Annotated in this window: 12 protein-coding genes and 11 pseudogenes; 6 read left to right on the top strand and 17 right to left on the bottom strand. The window is 64.6% G+C overall.

Annotated elements, in window-relative coordinates; translation table 11 throughout:
- Positions 1–322: 322 nt before the first annotated feature.
- From ACSHXN_RS44755 to ACSHXN_RS44740, 4 genes and pseudogenes are all read right to left on the bottom strand, one after another.
- Positions 323–3,430, bottom strand: coding sequence for an ADP-ribosyltransferase domain-containing protein (locus ACSHXN_RS44755; RefSeq protein ID WP_438306707.1), 3,108 nt, complete (start codon positions 3,428–3,430; stop codon positions 323–325).
- 179 nt (positions 3,431–3,609) lie between these two features.
- A pseudogene (locus ACSHXN_RS44750) lies at positions 3,610–4,680 on the bottom strand (IS630 family transposase).
- 111 nt (positions 4,681–4,791) lie between these two features.
- Positions 4,792–5,915: pseudogene (locus tag ACSHXN_RS44745) on the bottom strand (IS3 family transposase); the annotation flags it as partial.
- Positions 5,916–5,991: 76 nt separating this feature from the next.
- Positions 5,992–7,067 (bottom strand): annotated as a pseudogene (locus ACSHXN_RS44740) (IS3 family transposase); the annotation flags it as partial.
- Positions 7,068–7,093: 26 nt separating this feature from the next.
- Between ACSHXN_RS44740 and ACSHXN_RS44735 the strand changes: the two are divergent.
- Positions 7,094–7,345, top strand: a pseudogene (locus ACSHXN_RS44735) (transposase); the annotation flags it as partial.
- A 108-nt stretch (positions 7,346–7,453) separates the two neighbouring features.
- Here the strand turns inward: ACSHXN_RS44735 and ACSHXN_RS44730 are convergent.
- From ACSHXN_RS44730 to ACSHXN_RS44720, 3 genes and pseudogenes are all read right to left on the bottom strand, one after another.
- Positions 7,454–7,597 (bottom strand): annotated as a pseudogene (locus ACSHXN_RS44730) (IS110 family transposase); the annotation flags it as partial.
- A gap of 110 nt (positions 7,598–7,707) precedes the next feature.
- A complete protein-coding gene (locus ACSHXN_RS44725; RefSeq protein WP_438306903.1) occupies positions 7,708–8,043 on the bottom strand; it encodes a transposase in 336 nt (111 codons plus the stop codon).
- Between the two features lie 10 nt (positions 8,044–8,053).
- The gene (locus ACSHXN_RS44720; protein ID WP_438306706.1) at positions 8,054–8,437 is read right to left on the bottom strand and encodes a transposase; all 384 of its coding nucleotides are present in this window, start codon (positions 8,435–8,437) and stop codon (positions 8,054–8,056) included.
- Between the two features lie 1,495 nt (positions 8,438–9,932).
- Between ACSHXN_RS44720 and ACSHXN_RS44715 the strand changes: the two are divergent.
- From ACSHXN_RS44715 to ACSHXN_RS44705, 3 genes and pseudogenes are all read left to right on the top strand, one after another.
- Positions 9,933–10,520 (top strand): annotated as a pseudogene (locus ACSHXN_RS44715) (IS701 family transposase); the annotation flags it as partial.
- A gap of 46 nt (positions 10,521–10,566) precedes the next feature.
- The gene (locus ACSHXN_RS44710; protein WP_438306705.1) at positions 10,567–10,869 is read left to right on the top strand and encodes a transposase; all 303 of its coding nucleotides are present in this window, start codon (positions 10,567–10,569) and stop codon (positions 10,867–10,869) included.
- Positions 10,866–11,759: an IS3 family transposase gene (locus ACSHXN_RS44705; RefSeq protein WP_438306704.1), complete on the top strand. Its 894-nt coding sequence runs from the start codon at positions 10,866–10,868 to the stop codon at positions 11,757–11,759. Before ACSHXN_RS44710 ends, ACSHXN_RS44705 begins: the two co-directional genes overlap by 4 nt.
- A gap of 33 nt (positions 11,760–11,792) precedes the next feature.
- On the opposite strand, the pseudogene ACSHXN_RS44700 reads toward ACSHXN_RS44705, so the two are convergent.
- The 9 genes and pseudogenes from ACSHXN_RS44700 to ACSHXN_RS44660 all read right to left on the bottom strand — a co-directional run.
- Positions 11,793–12,139 (bottom strand): annotated as a pseudogene (locus tag ACSHXN_RS44700) (transposase); the annotation flags it as partial.
- Positions 12,140–12,170: 31 nt separating this feature from the next.
- The gene (locus ACSHXN_RS44695) at positions 12,171–12,533 is read right to left on the bottom strand and encodes an ISL3 family transposase (protein ID WP_438306703.1); all 363 of its coding nucleotides are present in this window, start codon (positions 12,531–12,533) and stop codon (positions 12,171–12,173) included.
- Positions 12,534–12,974: 441 nt separating this feature from the next.
- The gene (locus ACSHXN_RS44690; RefSeq protein WP_438306885.1) at positions 12,975–13,889 is read right to left on the bottom strand and encodes a transposase family protein; all 915 of its coding nucleotides are present in this window, start codon (positions 13,887–13,889) and stop codon (positions 12,975–12,977) included.
- Positions 13,829–14,782: an ISL3 family transposase gene (locus ACSHXN_RS44685; RefSeq protein WP_438306702.1), complete on the bottom strand. Its 954-nt coding sequence runs from the start codon at positions 14,780–14,782 to the stop codon at positions 13,829–13,831. The genes ACSHXN_RS44690 and ACSHXN_RS44685 overlap by 61 nt, the downstream gene beginning before the upstream one ends.
- A 173-nt stretch (positions 14,783–14,955) precedes the next feature.
- A pseudogene (locus ACSHXN_RS44680) lies at positions 14,956–15,393 on the bottom strand (IS30 family transposase); the annotation flags it as partial.
- A 73-nt stretch (positions 15,394–15,466) separates the two neighbouring features.
- The gene (locus ACSHXN_RS44675; RefSeq protein ID WP_438306701.1) at positions 15,467–16,393 is read right to left on the bottom strand and encodes a group II intron maturase-specific domain-containing protein; all 927 of its coding nucleotides are present in this window, start codon (positions 16,391–16,393) and stop codon (positions 15,467–15,469) included.
- Entirely contained in the window at positions 16,390–17,259 is an 870-nt protein-coding gene (locus ACSHXN_RS44670) for a reverse transcriptase N-terminal domain-containing protein (protein WP_438306700.1), read from the bottom strand. Before ACSHXN_RS44670 ends, ACSHXN_RS44675 begins: the two co-directional genes overlap by 4 nt.
- A gap of 29 nt (positions 17,260–17,288) precedes the next feature.
- Positions 17,289–17,746: pseudogene (locus tag ACSHXN_RS44665) on the bottom strand (IS5/IS1182 family transposase); the annotation flags it as partial.
- A gap of 137 nt (positions 17,747–17,883) precedes the next feature.
- Positions 17,884–18,171: pseudogene (locus ACSHXN_RS44660) on the bottom strand (transposase); the annotation flags it as partial.
- A 171-nt stretch (positions 18,172–18,342) separates the two neighbouring features.
- Here ACSHXN_RS44660 and ACSHXN_RS44655 point away from each other — a divergent pair.
- Positions 18,343–19,879 (top strand): annotated as a pseudogene (locus ACSHXN_RS44655) (ISL3 family transposase).
- 58 nt (positions 19,880–19,937) lie between these two features.
- Here the strand turns inward: ACSHXN_RS44655 and ACSHXN_RS44650 are convergent.
- Entirely contained in the window at positions 19,938–20,978 is a 1,041-nt protein-coding gene (locus tag ACSHXN_RS44650; protein ID WP_438306699.1) for an IS110 family transposase, read from the bottom strand.
- A gap of 591 nt (positions 20,979–21,569) precedes the next feature.
- On the opposite strand from ACSHXN_RS44650, the gene ACSHXN_RS44645 reads away from it, so the two are divergent.
- A complete protein-coding gene (locus ACSHXN_RS44645) occupies positions 21,570–25,223 on the top strand; it encodes a toxin glutamine deamidase domain-containing protein (RefSeq protein ID WP_438306698.1) in 3,654 nt (1,217 codons plus the stop codon).
- Positions 25,224–25,335: the final 112 nt, after the last annotated feature.

The following is a 25,335-nucleotide window of genomic DNA, read 5'->3' as shown; positions in this document are numbered from 1 at the left end:
CCTGACATGCCATCATCCAACTACACTCCCCACGATGCCTCTGACCAGACCAGATAGCGAAACGCTGCTGGAGTACTAGCTCCCGTGATCGTCGAGGAGGTCGTCGTGGCCGTCGATTCCGTGATGTTCTCGGCGCGAAGCTCGACCCGGCAGGCGGCCCGCCCCGGGTGCCACGTGGTCTCGGACCAGGTGCACAATAGAAACCGGCGGCCCCTGGCCGAGGCGCGCGGACGAGTCGACACCGGTGCCGTGTGGACGATCCTTGGAGGCGCGGTCGGCGTTCCTCCTCGTCTGCGGCCCCAAAGAGCCCTCGGACAGGGCGTCACATGACGCGCGTCAGGTTCATACCAGGTGCGAGTGTGCAGAAGTTGGTCGCCTCAGACCCGGCAATCTTCAACTGAGCTGGCACGTGGATGAGGTCGGACCGGGGGTTGAGGTCGATCGAGATAATTCTTTCCGTTTCATCCTGCAGGGTTTGCACATCGTTACCAGCGTTGTCTCGCCAGCGCACTACACCCTCGTAGTTCACCGCCCACAGGGCCTTCTCAGGCTCCCCCAGTGCCGCACCGATAACCAAAGACCGAGAACCCGGACCACCTTTTTCCGTACTCCTCAACAATTCTTCCAACTCCTTTACGCCCTCGGGCCCCATGTTCTCCCACGTACGCCACGCCAATGTAACGCGTTCTCGAATGCCGAGTGGACGCCCCGGAGTTTGCAGTGCCATTGCGGGTGGCCGCGCCAAGACGGAGGACGTGACGTTTTGGTTTGGTTCTGTACTGCCGTTCGTCCAGGTGGCGAGAACTTTCGCAACCCGTTCCCATTCTGGGGTCCCTTCGTTCAGCGTGGCCAGCCGGCGGCGTAGTGCATCCTGCGAGAGTGCGTCGGCCTTGGGGATGCTCACCTCTGCCCGCTGCACCCGGTAATTGGTGTACGGGTATCCGCTGTACATGCCGGGTTGTGAAGTCTGGGGTGCCTGGTTCCAGGTGTATGGCTGCTGTGCCGACCAGGTGGCGGGCGGCATTGCGCCTGTGTTGACTTGTGTTCCGAGCATGCCCAGGGCCTGCGACGCGGGCATGGAGGCGAAAGCTTGCTGAGGCGTGAAGGCGGGCGGCATTGCGCCTGTGTTGACTTGTGTTCCGAGCATGCCCAGGGCCTGCGACGCGGACATGGGGGCAACGGTCGGCTGGACGGTGGATGTGTGGTGCCAAGCCGGAGCCTGTGCTGTAGGCATCTGAGTCGGGGCGTTCGGTCCGGTCACATCAGAGAGGGGATGAGCGGGTTCCACCTCTTCCATCGATATGAAGTGCTGGTCGCCCTTCTTGGTGTTCTTGGTGACGTGGAACTTTACACCGGGAGGGAAGGTAACCTCTGTTTCGACGTCCTGATACTCCGAGAGCATGTCAATGCGTCGCCCTGTTTTGGACTTGATGGTAAATATAATGTTGCCTGGGCGAACTATCTGGGCGACGTCGGTACTGACAAAAGACTTTTCTTCGATTATAGTGCCGACTTTGTAGCGGGCGACGACCTGTTTAAGATCGGAGCGCGTGTAGATTTCTATCGCACGGGTCACCGTGCCGACGTGCACGGGTAGTCTATTCAGGCCGGATACAACGCCCCGGATGTGCGCATCATAGCGCCGGAGTTCTTCTGCGTTCTGTTCTCTAAGCGCCTTGTTGACTATGTCGAAGAACGCATTTCCGGTGTATCCTAGGATGGCCACCAGATCCTCTTCCGGAATGTCCCGCAAAACATGGTTCGTGGTTGCAAGTCGCTGTGCAGCGGACTGATATCGTTCGTAGGACCTGAACGCCCGGACGAAGCGCGAGCGATCCTCGGCACTTGATTGGAAACCCGGGTTCCCGTAATAGCCGGTTGTAGAGATCCGGCTCTGGTCGGCCGTGGCGCCAGCCGATTCCCTTTCCGGCAGTGCAATGTCTGCGCGATTAGCCAGATCCGCACGGCGTGATTTGAGTATGTTCTTGAGTCCTTGACTTGCGGCCGCGTCGAAGTCAAGGGCGTCGACTGCGACGTCTATCGCCTCCGGCCTCACAGAGACAATGCGCCGGACGGAATCCTTCAGCCTCTTCGAGCTAATGTCGGCGAACAGGCGAGCCGACTGTCGATTTATTCTCTCGTTTCTCAGGCTGTCCCATTCATTTGCCTGCGGACTGAGCAAGGAACCTTTTGGTTCGCCATTGGCCCGGAACAGAAGCGCCCCACCGGTGTCAATCCGCACGGGAATTCCGGACTCCGAGCTGACGATGTTGTCGAACGCCGTACCGGCGACGTCCCAGTTCGCTACCCAGACATCAACGGCGAAGCCGTCCTGAACAGTTTTCCTGTAGTTGGAGTCGTTCCGCAGGCGCTGTTCGAGATCCGACTGTGCGTTGGCGATGATGCGTGAGGCGGTGCCAGGTCTTCCGTTGTACATCACCAACTTCAGCTCGGGCACGTCCACGCCGGCGAGCATGTAGAGGTCAGCAGCCAACACCTCATTGCGGGCGTGGTCCGGCGTAGGTGCCAGCTTGACATAGAATGTCTGCCCATATTGATCGATGTAGGTGCCACCGGGATTCGATCCCAACTGCCCGCCGACTCTCCTCCAATGGGTGGCTTCAATCCATTCGTGCGGGGCAGTACGCAAGGATGAAGAGCCGGTTGCCGAGATTGTCGAAGGACTTGAATAAATGTCGCGGCTTGTCGATTTCTCCTTCTTCTTGAACAAGTTGAAAAATGGACTGCCAGCCGGCACATGGAATCCGTCGGTGTGCTGCGTCTGCAATGCTCGACGAAGCCACTCCGAGATGAGAAGTGCATTCCGGAACCGCGTCTCGTCTTCGTCTTGGCGATCCAGGTACAGCTGATGTGCGACGATCAGCTGGATATTGGCCAGCGTCTCCTTCTCGTGCAGCTCCTGAGCAGAGAGGTCATCGCGCAGGGCGGGCGTTCGGTGGCGGCCGTCCATCAGATGGCGAGCGCTCGTCTGGTAAACCGCGAAGTCGGCAGGACGGTTCTTCTCGAGGTGCCGCGTGGCCCTGTCGAGAAGTTGGCTGATCACCACTTCGTTCGCCGCGGCGTTGCGCTCGTCCCATTCTTCGGACGGTATGGCGGTGTGCCGCGGCACCGACACCACCGTGCCGTCGTGGTGGAGGTGGACGTCACCATCTGCGCTGAGAAAGCCAAGAGCGCGAGAGGCAAAACCGGACACCTGCGATCCGGGTTCGGTCAGCTCGACCAGTAGCTGTTCCAGGGACGACAGGCGCGTCTCGTCCTGGTAAGGCGCTTCCGCAGTGTCGGCAGCAGCTTTGTAGTGTTCGATCAGGATTCTGAACTTCTTCAGCTGCTCAGGCTCCCGCTTGACTGCACGAACGACATCCCGTGGCAAATCGTCGAAACACACCAATACTTTGGGAATATCAGGCATTCTCAGTACACCCCATCTTGCTGGCCTGTGCCTCGGCACCCGACCTGTCGGCCTTCTCGCATGCGCACCGCAACGCCGCAGTACGTGCGTCGATCCTGCCGTACCCTGCGCGGGTCGCCGCCGCGTCCCCCGGGTGGCAACAGGAACGATCCTAGTTACTGACTTCGGCGTCGTAGGGGTCAGTCCGGTCTGTCGAGAGTGAGGCCCGTCCCGGCGAGGAATCCGTCAAGGATGGCGCGCCGGTACTGCAGTGCCTTGAGCCGTCTGCGGAGCAGAGTCTCGAGGTTGCTGAGGGTGCGGGCGGCCAGGTTGGCCAGGCTCCGTTTGATGTGTGCCCACATGCCCTCGACCAGATTCAGCTTGGGCGCGTATCCGGGCAGCAGCACCACCGTCAGCCACTCGCGCTCCGCCACGAGCACCTGCATCGCCTTGGAGATGTGAGTGTTCAGCCGGTCCCACACCACGATCAGCGGGGCTTTGAGCAGGTAGTGGGCGCCATCCAGCAGGCGGATGTAGTCGCTCTCGCCCAGCGAGCGGCGCTCGTCCTTGCGGCCGGTGTGCCGGCGTAGCCGGTAGCACAGGCGGGCGGGAAGGCCTGGCTTGAAGCACAGCAGCCCGGCCACCGGCACGCGGCCACGGCTGCGCCCGGGAACGCGCACCGTCGGGGTGATCCCACGCCGGCCCCAAGTGCGGCCCTTGGGCGGCCGGCCGGTCACGCCTGCTTCGTCCTCGAAGCAGATGAACGCGCCGGTCGCCGCCCGGAAGGTTTTACCTCCTGCCAGGTCACCTCCCGCCATGCGGCGATCGCGTCCTCGTCGCGCTCGGCGGCGGGCCGGGCAGGCATCTGCACGCTGTAGCCCATCCGGTGCAGCAGCCGGGTCACCCCGGAGACGCTGTAGGAGATGTGGAACCTCCGCCCGATCAGTGTGCGCACCCGGGCGGCGGTCCACACCTGGTCGTCCGTCCAGCCGTGTGCGGCCGGTCCTTCGTCCAGCCGGGCGGCGAGTCTGGCCTGACGGTGGGGGCCGAGCCGGCAGTCGTAGCCCGGGGCCCCTTTGGACCGCAGGGCTTCCCGTCCGCCTGCCTTCAGGCACCGCGCCACTGGTAGACGGACTTCTCGCTCACCCGTAACTCCCGGGCGATGCAAGGGACTTTCACACGCTCCTCGAAGAGGTCGACGGCCTGCATCCTCATCTCTTCGCGGCGCTTGCGCTCCTCGGCGGTCAGCCCGCCCCATCTGCGTACCGCATACCTCCGGGGTACCAGCCAAAGCGGACGCCGTCACCAGGCCCGATGAAGACCCAGACCCTACGACGACGAAGCCAGTAACCGGCGGCGGGGATGGTGTCTTGTTCGGAGAGTAGTTCGTACTCGATCGGGGTGCGGTAGCCCAGTGCTGAGTGGCGTCGCTGTCGGTTGTGGAAGACCTCGATGTACTCGAAGATCGCGTTCGCCAACTCGACCCGGGTCTCCCGCCGTTTGCGGTTCAGCAGCTCGATCTGCATCGAGGACCAGAACGACTCCATCATCGCGTTGTCCAGGCCGTCTCCGACCGTGCCGAACGATGGCAGGAGCCCGGCGGAGCGGATCCTTTCCCCGAAGACCCACGAGGTGAACTGGGTGCCGTGATCGGCGTGCACTATCGCGCCTGGTTCGGGGCGCCGGTTGCGCAGGGCCATGCCTAACGCGTTGACCACGAGGGCGGAGTCCTGTCTGGAGTCGATTGACCAGCCCACGATCTTGCGACTGAACGCGTCCAGGACCGCCGCACAGTACACCCATCCTTCTCTCGTTCGGTGTTGCGTGATGTCGGTGACCCACAGCTCGTTGGGTCGCAGCCGATGGAATTTCCGGTTGACCAGGTCATCGGCGGTGACGACACCCCGAAGGCGCCTGATCCGCACCGGTCCGGGCAGTCCGTAGATCCCGGCCTGTGTCATCAGCACCGACACGGTCCTCGAGCACACCTGGATGCCCATGCCCAGGGTGAGCTCGGCGTGGACGCGACGGTAGCCGTAGGTGCCGCGTGAGGCGACGTGGACCTCCCGGATCAGCCCGGTCAGCCACTCCCGTCGCAGCTGTCGCGGTGTGGTCGGGGCGCGCTTGTGTTTGTAGTAGTTCTGCCGGGCAACCCCGAGGATCCGGCAGCATCGGTCGACCGGTGCCCCGGCATCGACGAGACGGTCGATCACCGGGTAGAGCCTTTTGGGGCCGGCTTGTCCTCGCCGAGGAACTTCGCGGCCTTGCGGACGATCTCGAGCTCGGTTTCCAGCTCGCGGATTCGTCGCCGCGCTGCGCGCAGCTCTGCGGACTCCGCCGAGACCCTGCCGGGGCGCCGGTCGTTGTCGATGTCGTCCTGGCGCAACCACTTCGACAACGTGACCGGATGGATGCCGAGGTCAACGGCGGTCTGCTTCTGTTCTTTTCCTGCCCGCACCAACGCGATGGCGCGGGCGTGGAACTCAGTGGGGTAGGCGCGGGGCATGTCCGGCAGCCTTTCGTGAAGGCCGTCAGTTAGCCAGCAGAACTGGAACCTGAGAGGTGGGGCAGGTCAGGTCCGGTCACGCGGCCTGGAGGGCCGGTGTGGTCGTGACGGTCTCAAATTCGACGGGGGTCAGCCGGCCGAGCGAGGCTCGTCTGCGGCGCCGGTGATAGGTCCTCTCGATCCAGGTCACCATCGCGATCCGCAGTTCCTCGCAGGTGGCCCACGCCCGACGATCGAGGACGTTCTTCTGCAGCAGGCTGAAGAAGGACTCCATGGCCGCGTTGTCTCCTGCCGCCCCGACCCTCCCCATCGAGCCGACGATCCGGTGCCGATCGAGCGCCCGGACGAACTTTCGTGACCGAAACTGCGATCCGCGATCGCTGTGCACGATGCACCCGGCGACGTGTCCACGCCGGGCAACAGCGTTGTTCAGGGCTGTGACGGCCAGGCGGGACTTCATTCGCGTGTCGATCGAGTAGCCGACGATCCGGTTACTGAAGACGTCCTTGACCGCACAGAGATACAACTTGCCTTCGTGGGTGGTGTGTTCGGTGATATCGGTGAGCCACAGCCGGTTCGGGCCGGTCGCGGTGAAGTCACGGCGGACGAGGTCGTCGTGAACCGGCGGGCCGGCCTTCTTGCCCCTGCCGCGTTTCCTGCCGAACACGCTCCACCAGCTGTTGTCCCGGCAGATCCGCCACGCGGTCCGGTCGGCCATGCCGGATCCCGCGCTGCGGGCTTCGTCGGCCAGGAACCGGTAGCCGAACTCCGGATCCTCACGGTGAGCGTCGAACAACGCGTTCGCACGTGTGGCCTGCTCGAACTCGGCATCGGTCACCGGCCGCTCGAGCCAGCGGTAGTAGGGCTGGCGGGCAAGTTTCAGGACCCTGCACGTGACCGTGACAGGGATTCCACCCGTGGCCAGCTCTTTCACGAGCGGGTAGATCCTTTTCCCGGCAGATGCGCCTGCGACAGGTAGGCCGCGGCCCGGCGCAGGACCTCGTTCTCCTGCTCCAGCAACTTGATCCGCCGACGCGCTTCCCGTAGTTCCGCGTTGTCCTGGCTGGTCGTCCCAGGCTTTGTCCCGTCATCGATGTCCGCGTAATGCATCCGCTTCCACAGCGTCATCGCGTGCACTCCGAAGTCGGCGGCACCTGCTCGACCGTCATGGAACTCTCCTCAAGAAGGGCACCACCTCGGCCGGCGTGCAACGCCAGTACTCCGGCACCGCCGGCCGCACCGAAAACTGCCAGATCGGGGTGTCTGTCGCCTACGCCACCACACGCGGACGTGCCCTGGTGGACCGGGAGTTGTATCTGCCCAAGTTGTGGACTGACGACGGCGACCGCTGCCTCGCCGCCCACAATCCTGACGAGCGGGCCCTCGCCACCAAACCTGACCTGGCCAAGGCCATGGTGCTGCGGGCAATCGCCAAACCGCCCAGTCCTTCCAGGCCGCCATCACACTCGCGTCACTCCTGATGTGGGCGTGACGTTTGACGACACGCTCTAGCTTGACTCTGACGCTTCTATAGATCGTCAAGCTGTTGTAGACGGGCCGGGTGTGCCGCTGAAGGCGCTGGTCAGGTGGTGGTAGACCTCGCGCGCGACGAAGCGCTTGAGGCATCTGAAGATGTCCTTCGTCTTGAGTCCTTCGAGGGTGCGTCGTGCCACGTAGTCGCGGGGATCTTGGAGTTGCCGAGTCAGGTGCCCAGGGTGCGCCAGGAATTTGGCCGAGGGATCTCGCGTGTCGGCGACGGCTGAAAAGTGGACCAGTAGCGGACGCTTGGGTTCTAACGCTTGTCGCAACATTCCTTGATCATTGTGGAGTGTTGATGGCGAGGCGGGGACGCAAGCGCAGGCTGGAGCTCGAGGCCGAGTACTGGCGCCCTCTGGCGGCCGGGGTGGGCAGCGGTGGGTGAGGAGGTCGAGTAGGGGCCGAGTTCCAGGAGCCGGACGGCGTCATCGCCGGTGGCGAGCATCCTGGTCTTGGGCTTGGTGGGGTTCTTGCCCAGGCGGACCGGGCGTCCGTAGCGGCGCCCCCAGTCCTCGTCGACCAGTCCGTCCAGCAGGTGCGGGGCAGTGCCGGCCACTTCCTCCAGCGCGGCGCGGACCGCCTCGGTGACCATCTCAGCCGGGTCAGGTCACGGACCGCGGCCAGGACGTGGGTGGAGTCGGTGCGCTGTGTGGTGCGCTCCCGCACCAGACCGGCCTCCTTGAGGCGGGCCAACGCGAGGTCGAGGAGACGGTCGGCGCGGTTGCCCTCGGTGAGACGGTCTCGGAAGTCGGCCAGCACACTGTGGTGGAAGCCGGGTCGTCCAGCTCCATGGCCATGGCGTACTTGAAGTCGATGCGGCAGCGCACCGCCTCGGCGGCCTGCCGGTCCGACAGACCGAGCACGAACTGCAGCACACAGACGGTGGCCAGTTGGGCAGGCGAAAGCCCCGGACGCCCATCCCGCGGATACCAATCGGCAAAGTCCTCGTCCCGCCATAGCCCGTCCAGGCGGTCTCTCACCCACATCGCTGCCGTACCACCCGGGTTGCTCGCCCGCGCGATCTGCGCGGTCAGAAGCGGGACTTGCTCACGAGAACGAGGACGGAGCGACACGGACACCTCGGCAACTGCATGGGCTTTTAGAACACTCCGAGCATGCCAACCGATTACCCCGGCGCACCGGGCAACTCCAAGATCCCCGCCTTCAGCGGCACACCCGGTCCGTCTACAACAACTTGACGATCTATAGAAGCTTCAGAGTCAAGCTAGGACTCCGCCCAGGTCCGCAGCGGCGACCTGCCCCACACAATGGCGACTCTCCGCAACCTCGCGATCATTGTGTTCCGCCAAGCCGGCCACACCAACATTGCTGCCGACTGCCGCCGCGCTGCCCGCGACCCCCAACAGCCTCTCAAAGCTTTCGGAATCGTGTGATAAACCGGACAGATCGGCTACGCGTAAAGCCCCTGGATCAAGGGGGGCTCCAATCAGGCAAGCATCGGGCGGTTTTAGGCAACCCATTTTCGCTCCACACTGGTTGAATTACTGCTCGTCATTGCCCATCAAAGCAGGCTAGTTTGCTTGAGTGGGCAACCTCGTCTGCGGATCTAATCCGTTCGAGGTGTCACAGATCGACCTTGGATAACAGAAGGGACTGCTGTGAAGCGAACAAGAATTCGCGCACTCAATCTGGTGATTGCGGCGGCTGTCACAAGTCTTGCCCTCATGACGCAACCCGCCTCTGCGAGCGCCGATAATGTGAGTGTCACCTCTGCGAGCGCCGGTGATGCGAGTGTCACCTCTGCGAGCGCCAACGAGGGGGGATTGTCAGCAACGGAAGACGATGTCTCTGCGCTAGGTTGCACCAGGGCATGGAGTTTTGAAGGCGCCCAAATCCAGATCGACAATTGTCCGGGCAATGGGGCGCCGAGTTGGGCCTGGCTTCTCGGTAGTGCCGATGTTGGCTTGGCACTTCCGAGTTCCCCTGACGTCTACACCGAACTCACAGTGGGTCTTGCGAACGGTGCGTCGCATACTGTCAGGGCGAGGCCCTCTCAGGCCGTCACTGCGGGTTGGGAATCCCGCGTCACGGGCTTTAAAGTATGTAGATATTACATGGGCGCCGCGTTCCCCTCGCCCTATCAGCTTTGGCATTGCACGGCGTGGGTGTCGATCTAACATTCCGAGCCCTGGGCCTATGTCACGTTACGAGAGTTGCTGACGCGGTGGAGCAGGGTGGCACCCGTTGATGGGTGGACGGCGGGGTCTCTGGTACATGGATCACCATCGAAGAGAGCTCTGAAACTGGAGGCCTCGTCGTATCCATTCACTCGACGCTCTTGCGTACGAGGGGTAACGGATGCGACCTAGTACTCCAGCAGCGTTTCGCTATCTGGTCTGGTCAGAGGCATCGTGGGGAGTGTAGTTGGATGATGGCATGTCAGGGGCGGTCTTGCCGGACCGCCCCTCCATCGAATGACATCGGGAACTGTCTGCGCGGTGATGGGGGCAGCCTCCCTGCGTGATCGACGACCTTGCCGACGCGACCTGGGACCGTGAACTCAACGACCTCTTCCTGCGCATCGGCCACCGTTTCGGCCGCGCCGACCTGCGACGCCGCATGCGTGACTACGTCCGCGCCCTGCTCGGCCCGGTCGGCCGCAAAAATGGCTGGCAACTGGCTGAACACGCAGGCCACCGCACCCCCGACGGCCTGCAACGGCTACTCAACCGGGCCACCTGGAACGCCGACGACGTCCGCGACGACCTGCAGGCATACATCGCCGACCAGCTCGGCGAAGACGGTGGGGTGCTTATCCTTGACGACACCGGTTTCGTCAAGAAAGGCACCACTTCCGCAGGCGTGCAGCGCCAGTACTCCGGCACCCCCGGCCACACCGAGAACTGCCAGATCGGCGTCTTCGCCGCCTACGCCACCACCCGCGGCCGGGCTTTGGTGGACCGCGAGTTGTATCTGCCCAAGTCCTGGACGGACGACCGTGAACGCTGCCGCGCCGCCAAGATCCCCGATGAACGGGTCTTCGCCACCAAACCAGAGCTGGCCAGGGCCATCGCGCTGCGCGCACTTGAAGCTCCCCCGTTGACCTGGACACGTGGACACTGGGACGGATGGGTCCCAGGGGAAGTAGTTCAGGTTGAGCAAGAGCAACCGCAGCAAGCGGTACACGGAGGAGTTCAAGCGTGACGCCGTCGAGTTGGCGCTGGCCTCCGACAAGACGGTCACCGAGGTCGCCCGTGACCTCGGCGTGAGTGCGGAGGGTCTGCGGGGCTGGGTGAAGCAGGCCAAGCCCGACCGGGGCCAGAGCCGGCCGAGCGAGTTGACCTCGGCCGAGCGCGAGGAGCTCAAGCGGCTGCGCAAGCAGACCGCTGAGCAGGCCAAGACCATCGAGGTCCTGCGAAAAGCGGCGGTCTTCTTTGCGAAGGAGAGCGATCGATGACCGACGTCTACCGGTTCATCGAGGCGGAGAAGACCACCTTCAACGTCGCTCTCCTGTGCCGGCTGCTGAAGGTCGCCCGTTCTTCCTTCTACGCCTGGGCCAAGGGCGAGGCTGCCCGCCGACGCCGCCAGGAGGCCGACGACGTCCTGGCCCACGAGATCCCCGTGCTGCACATCGCCTCCAAGCACACCTACGGCGTCCCGCGCATCCACGCCGAACTGACCCGGCTCGGCCGCCACGTGAACCGCAAACGGGTGGAGCGGATCATGCGTGAGCGCGGCATCACCGGCGTCACGCGCCGCAGGCGCCGAACGCTCACCCGTCCCGCCAAACGGGCGATGCCCGCCCCTGACCTGGTCGGCCGGGACTTCACCGCACCGGCTCCCGGAGTGAAGCTGGTCGGCGACATCACCTTCATCCCCACCGAGCAGGGCTGGCTCTATCTGGCGACCTGGCTGGACCTGGCAACCCGTGAGATCGTCGGATACGCGATGGCCAACCATCACCGGGCCTCACTGGTCGTCGACGCGCTCACCATGGCCGCCGGCCGGGGCGACCTCCAGCCCGGCTGCATCGCCCACTCGGACCGCGGCAGCGAATACACCTCTGAAGAACTCCGTTGCACGATAAGTGAGTTGGGCCTGCGGCAGAGCATGGGCCGCACCGGATCCTGCTACGACAACGCCGCAGCTGAGAGCTTCTTCGCCGTCCTCAAGGAAGAGATCGGCCTCCGCGTCTGGCCGGACCGGACCACCGCCCGAGCGGCGATCTTCACCTACGTCGAGACCTTCTACAACCGCCGGCGACTACGAAAGCACCCTCAGTGGGGCTACCTCACGCCGCTCGAGATCCGGCAGCGACACCAGCGAGGTCACTCCCTGGCAGCGTAAGAAACGAGTGTCCAAGGTCGTGAGGGAACTTCAGGGAGCTGTGTAGACGGGCTTGAGGGCTTTGCGACCTTGTCCCAGTTCTGACGGGCTGCGTAACGGAAGCTGTTCCGCAGCAGGTGGACGACACATGTTTGAACAATCGTGCGGGGCCAGACGGTCTCCACCGCCTCGGGCAGGCCCTTGAGCCCGTCGCAGACCAGCATGAGCACGTCGTCCAGGCCGCGGTTCTTCAGCTCGGTGAAAACGTGCAGCCAGTACTTCGCGCCCTCGCCGCCGTCCCCGGCCCAGATGCCGAGGATGTCGCGGGTCCCCTCGGCGGTGACGGCCATGACAACGTAGATCGGCCTGTTCGCGACCTGCCCATCCCGAATCTTGGTTCTGTCGACGATCTTGTGATCCAGGCAGTCCGGCTCATCGCGCGAGCAGGACGCGTTTGCGAAGGAGGTCGAGGCCGGCTCGGCCGAACATCTGGCGCTTGAGCATCTTCAGCCGGTTGATGTTGCCCTCCACGGCGCCGGAACTGTAAGGCAGGGACAAGCCGTTGCGGACGGCATCGAGATCCCGGCGGAGGTTGCGGGCGAAGGACGCGAGCGGGGCCAGGGTGTCCTGTTCGGCTCCGGTGATCCAGCCGTCAAGGCGGTCGCCGTGGCGTCCGGTCATCATGGCGGCGAACTTCCTGACATGCAGGGTGAGCCGGTCCAGGTCCGCATCGCGTTCGCATAGCCGGTGCAGCCTGTCGGCATTCTCGTCGCTGAGGTGTTCGGGATGGGCCATGATCCATAAGGTGACCTCGCGGACCGACGGAGGCTTGGGTCCCGGGACGGGTGTGTGTCCGCGCCCGGTTCGGTAGCGTCGCAGGTGACGTTGGACTGCCAACTCGCTTCCGCGGTGTCCGAGTTCCTGGATCTCGCGGCAGAGCTGTGCGGCGTTTCTGACGCCTTCGTTCCAGCGTCGGTGCAGGTAGCCGACGTATGGGTCGACGATATGCGCCCGCTGGAGGCTCTTGGCCACGACATCGTCGGCGGAGCGGGCGCCTACCAGCTTGCGGACGGTGGCCTGGTGCAGCCCCAAGTTTCCGGCCGATCGCCGCCTTCGACATCCCCTGCGCCCACAGCTCGTGGGCGGCAGCGTGCTCGTCACGCAGCCTGGCCACGACTTTTACGAGTTGGTGCGTGATAGCGGGTGAGGTGTGTCTGGCCTGGTCGTTGCCTGTTGTCAGGCGGTGACGGTGCGGTCGGAGACGAGGCCGGCGATGGCGCGGTAGGTGTCGGGCAGGCGGTCGCGTCGGTGGGTCCAGCGGGCTAGTTGCTTCCAGCGTTTGTGGTCAGCCAGGGCGTGTTCGACCGTGATGCGGTCGGACGAGTGCCCGTGACGGTCCCGTTCCCACTGCGCGAGGCGCCCAGGCAGTGCTCCGCGTCGCGGCTTTCTCGGCGGGGTGATGGCCTGGCCGGGGTAGTCGCGGCTCAGGCCGAGATAGCCGTCGTCCAGGAGGACCTCCACCTCGGGGAAGTGCTGGAAGCAGATGGCGATTCCCTCGTTGCGGGCGGCTGTGGCGTCATGCATGCGCCCAGGCCGTAGGGCATCGGTCCATAACGTGCGGCCACGCCAGTCCGCGATCACGGTGGCCTTCATCGTGTTCTGCTTCTTCTTTCCGGAGACGAACGCCCGCCGTCCGCCGCGGCCGGCCGGTGGCCTGCGGACCTGGATCTCGGTGGCGTCCAGGCGCAGCTCGACGCCTTCGGCCTGGGCGTAGGCGAACACATCCGCCAGTGTCCGAAGACGCAGGCCAGGACTGTCCGGGACCGCGCATCCGCGTTCGGCCAGGAGCGTGCGTACCTCTCCGATCGCGCGGGTGACGGTGGAGCGGTCGACGCCGAACAGCAGTCCCAGCACCGAGTGCGGCAGGTCGTGCCGCAAATGGATCAGCGTGGCCACCACACGGTCGACGAACACCAGCTCATGCCTGGCACCGGCACCCGCCGCCCGCCTCCTGGCCCCGCCGCGCGCAGCGTGCCGGCGACCTTCGACCATGGCCTGCCACGGTATGGCCAACTCCTGAACGAGGCAGCTCAGATGGCGTCGCGAGAGCCCCGTAAACAGCCGATGCGCAAGGACCGCCCGCTTGACCATGATCGCCACGCGATGATCACGCCATCCACCAGCGCAGACACCTCACCCGCTATCACGCACCAACTCGTTAGCTCCGCCGGTGGCTGGACCAGCTCGGGCTCCGCCTCCTGTCCCCGGAGGGTGCCGACGTCGCCGGGAGGCGGATCGGCCAGGCGGGAGCGATGGGCGTTGACCGTCTTCTCCACCGCTTGGCCGAGGTTGGCCCACAGGTGATAGCGATCAGCGACTTGTTCAGCCTGTGGTGCCCCAACCCGTGCACCCTCCCCGTAACCGCTGGAGCGGTCCCGGCAGATCACTTTCACCTCGGGGTGGCCCTGGAGCCATGCGGCCAGATCCTCGCCCTCACGGCCGTCGTAGAGATGCAGTGGACGGTGGGTGGCCATATCGATCAGCACCGTGCCGTAGTGGCGGCCCTTGCGGAAGGCGAAGTCGTCGACACCAAGCACTTCCACGTCGCCGACTTCCGGCTCGGGCAAGGCTCTGACCAACCGCAGCAGCATGTCCTTGCCCACGGAGATACCGACAGCGGCAGCCAGGCGGGCCCCCGCCCGACCCGCCAGGGCCAGCCCGATCTGCGTCAACACCCCACGCAGCAGCGGAGTATGGCGGCTGTGCGGGGTGGTCAGTCCCGTGATCTGCTCGGCGAATGTCACCACAGGGCAGGCGGTGTTTTCGCAGCGGAAGCGGCGTATGCATAACTCGATCACGAAACCGAGCCCGCCCACAGCGACGTCACGCAGCCTGCGTACATACCGGCCGTGGACCCGAGCCGAGCTCTGGCCGCACCGGTACGACCCGGTTGCCGCCCGTACCCGCGTCCTCAGTACCACCTTGTCCGGCCGCCGTTCGGCCTCCTCGATCAGCAGCGCAGACAGGTACGGGAACAGCTTCAAGAGCGCATCGGAAGAGCACGCGATGCATGATCGCGAACAACTGGTGCGATCTGCTCAACCGTCCAGATCACAAGATCGTCGACAGAACCCGAATCTTCACGTTGATGGCATCCACGAACAGGACCGGATAGACGGGGCGGTTTCCACTGATCGTTGCGAATCAGCGGTAGGTGAGGTGTCTTGACCAGACGTCTCATGGCTTCGGCGGGAGTGCGGTCCCCTAGGACGCGGCGGGGGCGTTCGTTGAGTTGCCGCTCGACTTGCGCGAGGTCGCGGGCGGTGTAGCAGGTGAGGCTGGTGCCTTTCGGGAAGTACTCGCGCAGCAGCCCGTTTGTGTTTTCGTTGGTGCCACGTTGCCAGGGGCTGTGCGGATCGCAGAAGTAGATTCGGAATCCTGTCAGGTCCTCTATCTGCTCGTGGAGGTAGAGTTCGCGTCCCTGGTCCCAGGTGAGGGTGCGTCGCAGCGAAGTGGGCAGGTCGATGGTTTGCTCGACGAGGGCGTCGCGTATCTGTGGGGCTTTCCAGCCGTTGGGTAGGTGGATGAGGCGGACGTAGTGGGTGGCACGGTCGACGAGCGTGCCGATCGCAGACCGGCCGGTCCCGATGATGAGTCGGGTAGCGGGGACGCATTGCCGCGTCCCCGCCCCCTCAGAACCGTGCAAGCAGTTGTTCACCGCACACGGCTCAAGCAAGCCCCAAGGGCTCGCGGTCAGGAGAAGGTGCAGGATTCGTCAGTCCGGCGGCTCCAATCCGCCGTTGACAGTGGGTGTGGAGGAGACGGATTCGTTGATCGCCCGGTGAGACCCTGCCTCGGAAGGCGACGTACTGCTTGGAGATCGCCTTCCTGAGGACGACCCGCCACGCTTCCCATTCCTGTGGGCTTCGCGGCGGGTGATCGGCGTGCAAGAGGAGCCCTCCGCAGATCGGGCAACGACCCTGTTGAGCCTGGAGCAGGCGCACGGTCATGCCGTCGACCGGCGCGGGTGGTCCTTTGCGACGCCGCTCGGCCCAGTACGACTCCAGCGCCGGGTCATCCGGGGACGCCCTGCCCTTGACTAACTGGTGCCGGACGATCTTCGTCCAGGAGAACTTGAGCAGGTAGGCAGCGCTGTTGCGGTCGCCGAACACCCACTGGTCCCTCCTGGCCTTGTTGAACCGGCCGAAGTACTTGTCGGATATCCAGTGCTTCGGCTTGTTCGGGTGGCTGCGCTTGGCCCACTTGTAAGCGAGCTTCCACATGTGATTGTCCAGCGCGGTGAACACCTCGCTCGACACCACCGTCCGGTAGTAGGCCGACCAACCCCGCACGATCGGGTTGATCTTCTTGAGCACCGCACCGGCGTTGGCCCCTCGCAGGGCCAGCATCTCGGTGCTCAGCCGTTCCCGGATCCGTCGTTGAGCCGCTGTGCTCGGCTTGATCAGCAGCTTGCCGTGATAGCGGCGGACGTTGAACCCCAGGAAGTCGAACCCGTTCTCCGTGTGGACGATGCGTGTCTTGTCCTCGTGGAAGGCGAGCCCCCTGGGCGTCAGCCATGCCGCCAGCCGTTCCTTGACCTGTTCGGCCTGCTCACCGCTGGTGCACATCGCGACAAAATCGTCTGCGTATCTCACCAGCACCGGGCTCCCGCTCTGTGCACTTCCGGCGTCTCGGCCGGTTGTGTAGTAGCGACGCCTGCGGCTTCCTCTATTCCGTGCAGGGCCACGTTGAAGAGCAGCGGGCTGATCACTCCGCCTTGCGGAGTTCCCGCTTCGGTCGGGGCGAACCGTCCTCGATCCACGGCCCCGGCCTTAAGCCACTGCCGGACCAGTCCCCGGGCGGGGAAGGTGCCGAGCGTGGCCATCAGCCGTTCATGGTCGATTCGGTCGAACGCCGCCGTCAGGTCCGCATCGAGCACCCGCACACGCTGCGGGTTCTTCCCGTTGAGCGTGGAGTGGATGGCCCCGATCGCGTCGTGACAGCCGCGGCCGGGCCGGAAGCCGTACGACTTCGGCTCGAACCGCGCTTCCCACTCGGGTTCCAGTGCGCTCAGTGCCACGGCTTGCAGGCACCGGTCGACAATCACTGGAATTCCGAGTCCGCGCTTCTTCGTGGTCCCCGGTTTGGGGATGAACACCCGCTTGACGGGCTGGGGAATCCACGGCCGGGCACGGTGCTGGATCCAGTCGGCCAGCGCGGCCTTGGACGGGGACATCAGCACCACCTTGCCGTCGACTCCCGCCGTCGCGCGTCCCGCGTTGATCTCCGTGACCCGCCGCACGCTCAGGAGCGTGTTCGAGCGGGACCGGAGCATCAGCTTCTGCAAGTTGCGGACCTTCTTCAGGTCCCCTGCCTGCGATGCCGTGAAGATTCTCTGCCGCAGACGCCGTACGTCTTCCTCGGCCCGGCACCAGTCGACCGACGCCCAGTCCAGGTCTTCGCCCTCGGGTCCGTTCACCGTCGCGACGGCGGGCGGGACGGTCGAGACCGCTCCGGCCATGTCCGTCATGGTGTCCAACTTGTCCCTCGGATCGGCCAGCCGTCAGGAGTGGAGATGACCTGCACGTTCCCGCCATGATGCTTGTGTTTTCCGGACCACCACAGGTCCGCGCCGTTGGGGCCGGGGGCAGCGAGGCGGTCGGTGCGGACGACGGTGCCGTCGAGGTTCAGATGTGTCAGCCCGGCCGCCTTCGCGCGCTTCAGCGCGGTCGCGAGGTCCGGTGCCCCGGCCGCCAGAACGGCCAGTCCCTCGTGGAGGTAGCGGTATGTGGTGGAGGCCGACAGGCCGTTGTCGCAGGCGAGTTGGGAAAGGCGGGTGCCGTCGATGAACCAGCGCAGGATGAGCACCGCCTGGCGGAAGCAGCCCAGCGCACGCCTATCCCTGCGGGTTCCGGCCGCGATGCGGTGTCGCGCAGCAACCGGGCCAGGTGCTCGGCGGTGGACCGCTTCACATCGAGCACCGCGGTGTATGTGACACTGGTCGACACGTGAGGCCCCTCGGTCAGAGCAATCCGTCGCAAGATCGTTCCTACCAGGGGCCTTACGTCTGCCCGGACTTGAGGACCGCACGGACGGCAGCGCAGGCATCGCGATCACAGCGAGCGACGGCCGCTTACCGGGAAAGACTCAGTCGGCGCTGGCGCTTCTTGACGATCTGCGGCTCGAAGGTGCCGGCCACGTCCCGGGGCACCCTGACCTCGACCGGCCCGACGTCGGTCAGCACGGTCTTGGCGCGGGTGCCGTTGCGGCTGTTGCCGTTGTTCTTCCCGGCGGGATCGTGCTTCTCGTAGCCGACGTGGTCGGTGATCTCGCCTTCCAGGGCCGACTCCAGCACCCGCTTGGTCAGCTGCTGCAAAAGCCCACCCTCGCCAGTCAGTTGCAGACCCTCACCACGGGCCCGGTCGACCAGCATCGCGATCAACTGCTCGTCTGATGGGACCGCACCGACCGACTCGACTACAGGCTCTTGCTCGATCGTCATCTCACTCACTTGGCGTCTCCATGATCAACAGATCCGCCGTTGATTAGGCCCTGTCTCACTTTCGGTGGTGACGGAGAGTCGTGATGAGGCGTTGACATCCTCGTGAAGGATGTCAACGAGCTTGTGCAGACGGTGTTTTTTGGGGCTGTCCCCGCCGGTCGTCGAGGATGTGGTCGACGAAGGTGAGCGGATCGTGGTGCGGGCACGGACTCCGCGGGACACTGCGATCTGCCCAGTGTGCGGCGCCTCGTCGGAACGCGTGCACGGCTATCACTGGCGGACAGTGGCCGACGTGCCGGTCGATGAACGACGGGTGGTGGTCCGTGTGCGGGTGCGGCGCCTGGTGTGTCCCACACGCGGCTGCCGCCACACCTTCCGCGAGCAGGTGCCCGGCGTCCTGGACCGATACCAGCGGCGAACCGTCCGCCTGACCAGGCAAGTCAAGGCCGTCGTCAAGGAGTTAGCAGGCCGGGCCGGGCCACGCCTGCTGGCGATACTCGCGGTGAGCCTGTCGCGTCACACGGCTCTGCGCACGCTGTTGCGCATCCCGCTGCCCGTCGGGCGGGTGCCCCGGGTGATCGGCGTCGACGACTTCGCTCTGTGCCGGCGTCACCGCTACGCCACCGTGATCACCGACGCCGAGACCCACGAGCGGATCGACGTGCTGCCCGACCGCACGGCCGACACCCTGGAAGCGTGGCTGCGCGAGCATCCGGGCATCGAGATCGTATGCCGGGACGGCTCGGCGACCTACGCCGAGGCCATCCGACGCGCGCTGCCCGACGCGGTCCAGGTCGGTGATCGCTGGCATCTGTGGAAGAACCTGTGCGAAGCCGCTCTGAGCGAGATCAAGGCGCACAGCACCTGCTGGGCCACCGTGCTGGACGCGCCCCTCTACGACGGGCCCCGCGCCCAGACCACCCTGGAACGCTGGCACCAGATCCACGGACTCCTCGACCAGGGCGTCGGCCTGCTCGAATGCGCCCGACGCCTGCAACTGGCCCTGAACACCATCAAACGCTACGCCCGCGCTGATCGGCCCGAGCGCATGCTCTGCGTCCCGAAGTACCGCGCCAGCCTCGTCGACCCCTACCGTGAACACCTGCGCACACGCCGGGCCGTGGACCCCTCCGTCGCCATGAAGCACCTCTTCGAAGAGATCAAAGCCCTCGGCTTCACCGGCTGCCTGAACCTCCTGCACAAATACATCAACCAGGGCCGTGCGGACGCCGACCGCAGCCATATCTCTCCGCGCCGGCTCGCCCGGATGCTGCTGACCAGGCCTGACAACCTCAAGGCCGGGCAACACGAACTCCTTGCCAAGCTCACCGCCGCCTGCCCCGAGATGATCCAATTGACCACAGGTATCAGGGGCTTCGCCCCGCTCCTCACGCCGCACACCGACAACGCCGACGCGCTCACGCGCTGGATCGCTCAAGTCCGAGCAGCCGACCTGCCCCATCTGCATGCCTTCACTCGGGGCCTGGACCGGGACCTCGACGCAGTGATCGCCGGGCTCACGCTTCCGTACAGCAACGGCCCCACCGAGGGCGTCAACACCAAAACCAAGCGGATCGCGCGCCAGATGCACGGACGAGCAGGCTTCGCCCTGCTCCGCCACCGCATCCTCCTCGGATAGCGACACGCTCCGTCACCACCGAAAGTGAGACAGGGCCGTTGATTAGCGCCTCTGTGTGTCAAGCAGCTTCTGCGAGTTGAACTCGCTGATCTCGTTTCATGATCCGGTAGACCACGTTGGAGAGGCGTCGTTTGAGGGCTCGGCGGGCTTCGGCGGGTGTCTTTCCTTCGGCGATCTTGCGGAGGTAGTACTCCCGGCCGCGCCCATCGTTACGGATCTGGCAGACAGCGATGATGTGAAGCGCGCTGTTCAAGGCTCTGTTGCCCCCGGTGTTGAGCCGATGGCGTACTCGTTTGCCGCTGGAGGCGTCCAAGGGCGCGCTGCCGACGTAGCTGGCGAAGTGGTGTTCCGTCGGGAAGCGGCTGATGTCGCCGACGTGGCCCAGGAGCTTCGCAGCCAGCACCGTGCCCAGTCCGGGCAGCGACGTCAGGCTGGTTCGTGCGGCAACGAGAGCATCGCGCATCTGGGCCTCGTTGTCCTTGACCTGCCTGTCAAGCCTGCGCAGGTCGGCCAGCAGATCACGAGCGATGTCCCGGCGGCAGTGGTCCGTCGCGGTGGCCGGCCGGATCCCCTTCATCAAAGTCGCGGCCTTCTCTGCCGACAGCCGTGTGGGGGCGCCACCGGGCAACAGGTCGCGAAGGACCGCGTGGAGACGGTTGACGATACGGGTCCGCTCGCCGGTCAGGTCGTCGTGCCGCTCGGTCAGCAGCCGCAGGATCGTGGATTGGTCCTCCGCGGTGACCCTGCGCAGATCGGTGCGGAAGAGCGCGACCTGGGCCACGTGAAGAGCGTCTGCGGGGTCGGTCTTCCGGTCCCCGCCGGTGGCCAGGAGACGAGCCCTGGCCGACAAGGTGGAAGGCACGTCAACGACATCCTCGCCCGCGGCGGCCAGCTGCTGAGCAAGAGACCGGCCAAGGCCGCTGGCGCCTTCGACCGCGAACCGGCGCCCCGGCCACTGCGCGCACCAGTGCAGAAGCCGACCGAAGGTCCCGGAGTTGACGATGAACCGCCGCTGACCAACCTTGTAGCCTGCTGCATCGACAGCGACTGCGGTGTGCGAGGACTTGTGGGGATCGATCCCGATGATGATCATGCGCATCCTGACCTGGCGGGTGACGGGCAGAAATGTGCGGTGGGCACTCTGACTTGAAGTAGCAGTCACACACATTCATGCCTCTGTCGAGCCACACCGCGCGGGTGCCGGACGGCGGCGGCACGCTAATCATGAGCCAGCCCGCAGGGCGGCAAGACACTACACGAGCCCGTGCCGACCGGCACCCTGGACGCTACGGCTGCAGACCGAGCGCCTGCGGTCGATTCAACAAGTCAGACACTCCCCGATGGCTGAGCGTGTGCCTGGTGGCGGTGCAGTGCGCCCGGGGCGAGTTCCTTGCCGACGGCATTTTCGTGAAGCCGTAGAAGCTGGTCAGCCGGTCGATCACGGGATGATCTCCTCCTTCTCGTCGAGAGGAGTTCGGCTGCCTCGGCGCGGTAGTACAGAGCGAGAGGCAAAAGGGCCAGCGCGGCCCGCTCACGCGCGAACCGCCCTCGACCGAGCGCCGCCGCGAGGCCCAGATCCCAGGCGATGGTGTCCGAACACTCCGGCTCCCCACCTCGCCCTTGTCGGGTCACGGCGAGCGCATAGGGTGCGTCCAAGCCCGACCAGCCTCTCCACCCAAGGATGTCCGAAATGCCCGACTCCTTCAAGATCTGCTTCGCCGTGGATCCGATTGTCGCCAGAGAGGTGAAGCAGTTGTCCGATCCGCTGGACCGGCTGGCCGCGTTGGCCGCCCACTTCACACAACAAGCGACCGCGGACCAGGTGGCTCTGCTGCCGCAGGGAGACTCGCGGGACCTCACTTCGGACGTGTCGGCGTTCAACGCCGATCGTACCCTGGAGATGCTCCCCTGGTCGGTGCCCATCTACCGAGGAGACGCACAGTGGTTGGGGAGCGGACCGCGCAGCGGCCGGGAACCCGGGTATCCCGTGGTGGACGCTGCGGTCCTGGAGGCATGGGCGGGAGACTTCGCCCGGGCGGAGAGGATCCTAGGCAAGCTCGCCGAGGAGACAGTAAACAGGCTGCTGGAGCAGGCCGCGACCATCATGGCGTCGCGCCACCAAAGCCCACCGGTCATCCGTGGGGATGCTGGGCCGCAAGCGGCTGAGTACGCCGGACTGTACGGCAACATGGCCACACTCATCGCCGAACGCCTGCACACCCATCCGCGCCCCGATCTGCCCTTGACGGAGCAGCCCGCCTGGATCCTGTCGGAGCAGCTGCGCGAAGATTTCGGGACACAGGCCCGGACCGGGTTGACGGGCGGAGCACCTCGCCCTACGCCGCAAGGCGCACGTACTGGTTCCCGTTCCGGTTTGCTGGCGGGGTTCCCAATGAATCAGGCCGGTCAACCAGTGCGGCCGACGCGGGTAGACCCTGCTTGGTTCAACCTTATATATGAAGCGCCGAGAAGTCGGATGTCTCTTGAGGAAAATGCTGCGCGGACCGCTTATGCGGTGCATAACACTCTTCAAGGCCATCCGACATCCAATATTAGTCATTTTATTCCGGATGCTGTACAAGATGTGGACTCCCTGGGTTATGTTCTCGGTCGGGGAGGATTTAACTACGAAGGGTCAAGTAGCGAGGGCATTGCGCGGATCGATAAAAAACTCCGCCTGGCGGGCCGTGGTGCGACTGCGGTCATTATGCTAGATTTGCCAGATCAAGATGAATCATGCGCGATCAATGCTTTCTTTGATGGCGTGAATGTGTTGTATTTGGATGCTCAGCGGCAAGCAATGGCCGAGAATATTACGGAGCTGACCGGAAATGACGCGGAGCTCTTCTCTCTAGTTTTCGATGGGAGGGGGAATCTGCGTGACTTCACTCCTGAGCGAATACAGCGATCATCTCTAGATGAAGTGCGGCAGCTCCAAGATAACCTGTCAGGCTCCTTGGGAACATCGGCCCATCTGCAATTGCAGCTGGGACTGAGAAACAGTGTCCCGGCAGATCCGCGGCAGCGTTTTATGTTCTGGACGTGGCTGCGGGGCATCAACGGTTATCCTTCCCTGAATGGAGGAAGATCGGTCAACTGTGTCGAGTGTGCTTTGAGTTTCGAACTCACGCTTCGCGGGATTCCAACAGTCGCAGCTGAGCTGAATGATGTAGCGGAGGGAGACACTCAGAGTAAGGTTGAAGCATACTACGGAGATGTGTTCAGTCTGATAGATTCAGGCTATCGAGGGCTTGGTCTCACGGCCGCACGTCTACGGGATCTTGAATTTGGCCACTCCGCCATCGTCCAGGTGTATCTGACAAACCGCCATGGGTATCAGTGGGTCCATATGTTCAATATGGTTCACGCGGGCGGCCAGCCGGGAGCGCTTCCCTACTTTGTTGATCCGCAGTCTGGCTGGTACGGAGTTGATCCGTCGAAATGGGATCTGATCAGGGATAATTCCGTCGGCGATGTTCAGGTAATGTTCTTCGACCCTCAGGGGCGTGTTATTCCTGAGCCGCTTCGCATAGAGCCTCTCGTGCACAATGAGTTTGGTTTGAGAGCCGCGCTGGGTGAGCCGGTGCCGGGGGCGGATGCGGCTCACCTGATGGCTGATGGCAGCGGGTTTGGTGCGTCGGTCGGGTTCAGGGGAGTGGATAACAGTTCCGACGCGATGAGGGTTGCGCGTGGTCTGGTCATCGTGCCCGACGCGGTGGAGCGGCCGGTCGCGGCTCGTGCGGAGGCTGCGCGGTTGATCGGGGTACTGCTGCAGGACGAGGACGTGCGGCGCCGTGTGGCCGAAAGTGATGTGCGGGTTGTGGTGATCCCGCGGACCGAGCGGCTCACGGGCGTGGTGGAGTTCATTGACGTCACCACCGCGGACAACGGCACGGCGATGTCCGCGCAGGACATCCCGGCCACCGCGCGGGGCTGGACCGACGCCGAACGCAGGCGTGTGGCTGTCAGTGAGGAGAACCTGCTCGGTGGGGACGCGGACGACACGGTGGGGCGGACGCATCCGGAGGGGTACTCCTCCCCGCTGCACGAGTTCGCTCACATGGTCTACGTGTTCGGCCTCACCGAAGAGCAGCGGGCACAGGTGGTCGCGGCGTTCGACGAACGTTCCGCGGAGGCTCAGGAGAGGCAGTGGGTCGACGGCCCTCTGCGCAACTCCGCCGGCGACCTGGTCGGCAACCATTCCTCGACCAACGCGGCCGAGTACTTCGCACAAAGCGTCGTGGCGTACTTCAACGCGAACATCGGCCGCGACGCCGCCACCGGCCAGGACCGCAACAACGGCGCCGACTGGATCAAGACCAACGATCCGCAGCTGCACCAGCTGCTGCACGACGTCCTCGGCAAGCCCACCGGGCCGCTGGACGCTAACGCCCTCTCCGTCACCCGCCAGGACAACAACCTCTGGCAGGCCCTGCGCGACCACACCGCTCTCACAGAGCTGGACCACCTCAACATGCCCGGGGGATGGCGTGAAACTACCTTGGCGCACGGGGCACATGAAGGGTTGACGCACGCACAAAATTTCCCACAGCAGGATGCAACGACTGCGGTGGATCACCATGATGGTGCCGCTACAAGGGGGCAACTTTTTCCGATAGCCACGCCCGGGCTCTCGGATTCCTTGCCCGATGTGCTGTCGGTTGATCTGCTGGATCCGGATGTTTTCCGTGAGTACACCATGGATGGTTCGTCGTCCGGGCTGCGGTCGCTGTCGAATGTGGCGCTGCTCGACGGATTGCTGGAGAGGTACCGGAAGACCGCTGGGCAGGACTCCGCACAGCGTGCCGCGGCGCTTGACGATGTCATCCAACGGGCCCGTGCCTACGTCGGCACCACCAAGAACACGTTCCGCGCGGAGCGGGTACTGCAGGTGATCGAACAGGCCGAAACCGCGGCCGAAAGCTACCGGCAGCGAGCCGAACCGGTCACTCCGGCTGAGGTCGACAGCGTAAGCAAAAGCAAACCGCTCGGATTGCGGGAGCGCATCGTGCTCGCCAAACGCGAGTGGCCCAAGCCGACGGAGTCTGCTGTGGAAGACCTGGAGCAATCCCTGAAGAAGGCCGGCCCCGGCTCACGCTCCCTCGTTCTGGAAGAAGGCCAGGAGCCCGTCTGGGCGTGGAACGTCAACGGCGACATCCAGTGGAAGAGCGAGACGTTCACGAACGTACCTCCGCCACAGTCGACGTCCGCTAGGATCACGTCGCTCGACCTCCGCCCAAACGGCGATCTCATCCACGTGCCCGAGCAGTTCGCTGGCCTCGGACGCGAAGCGGCCAACTTCTGCACGCTCAACATGGGTGTACCGCTCGCCTCCTACCTGTAACGACCGCCCGAACGGAGCACCGGGGCCCGGGATCGCACATGCCGTTCCCGGGTCCCAGATCTCCGGAGGCGGTCTGGGACCCGGGACGGTGCCGTCACGTTCGCTGGGTGCG

The organism is Streptomyces sp. HUAS TT11 (genome assembly GCF_051553595.1).
GTDB lineage: Bacteria > Actinomycetota > Actinomycetes > Streptomycetales > Streptomycetaceae > Streptomyces.
This window is presented reverse-complemented; position numbering and strand designations above follow the sequence as displayed.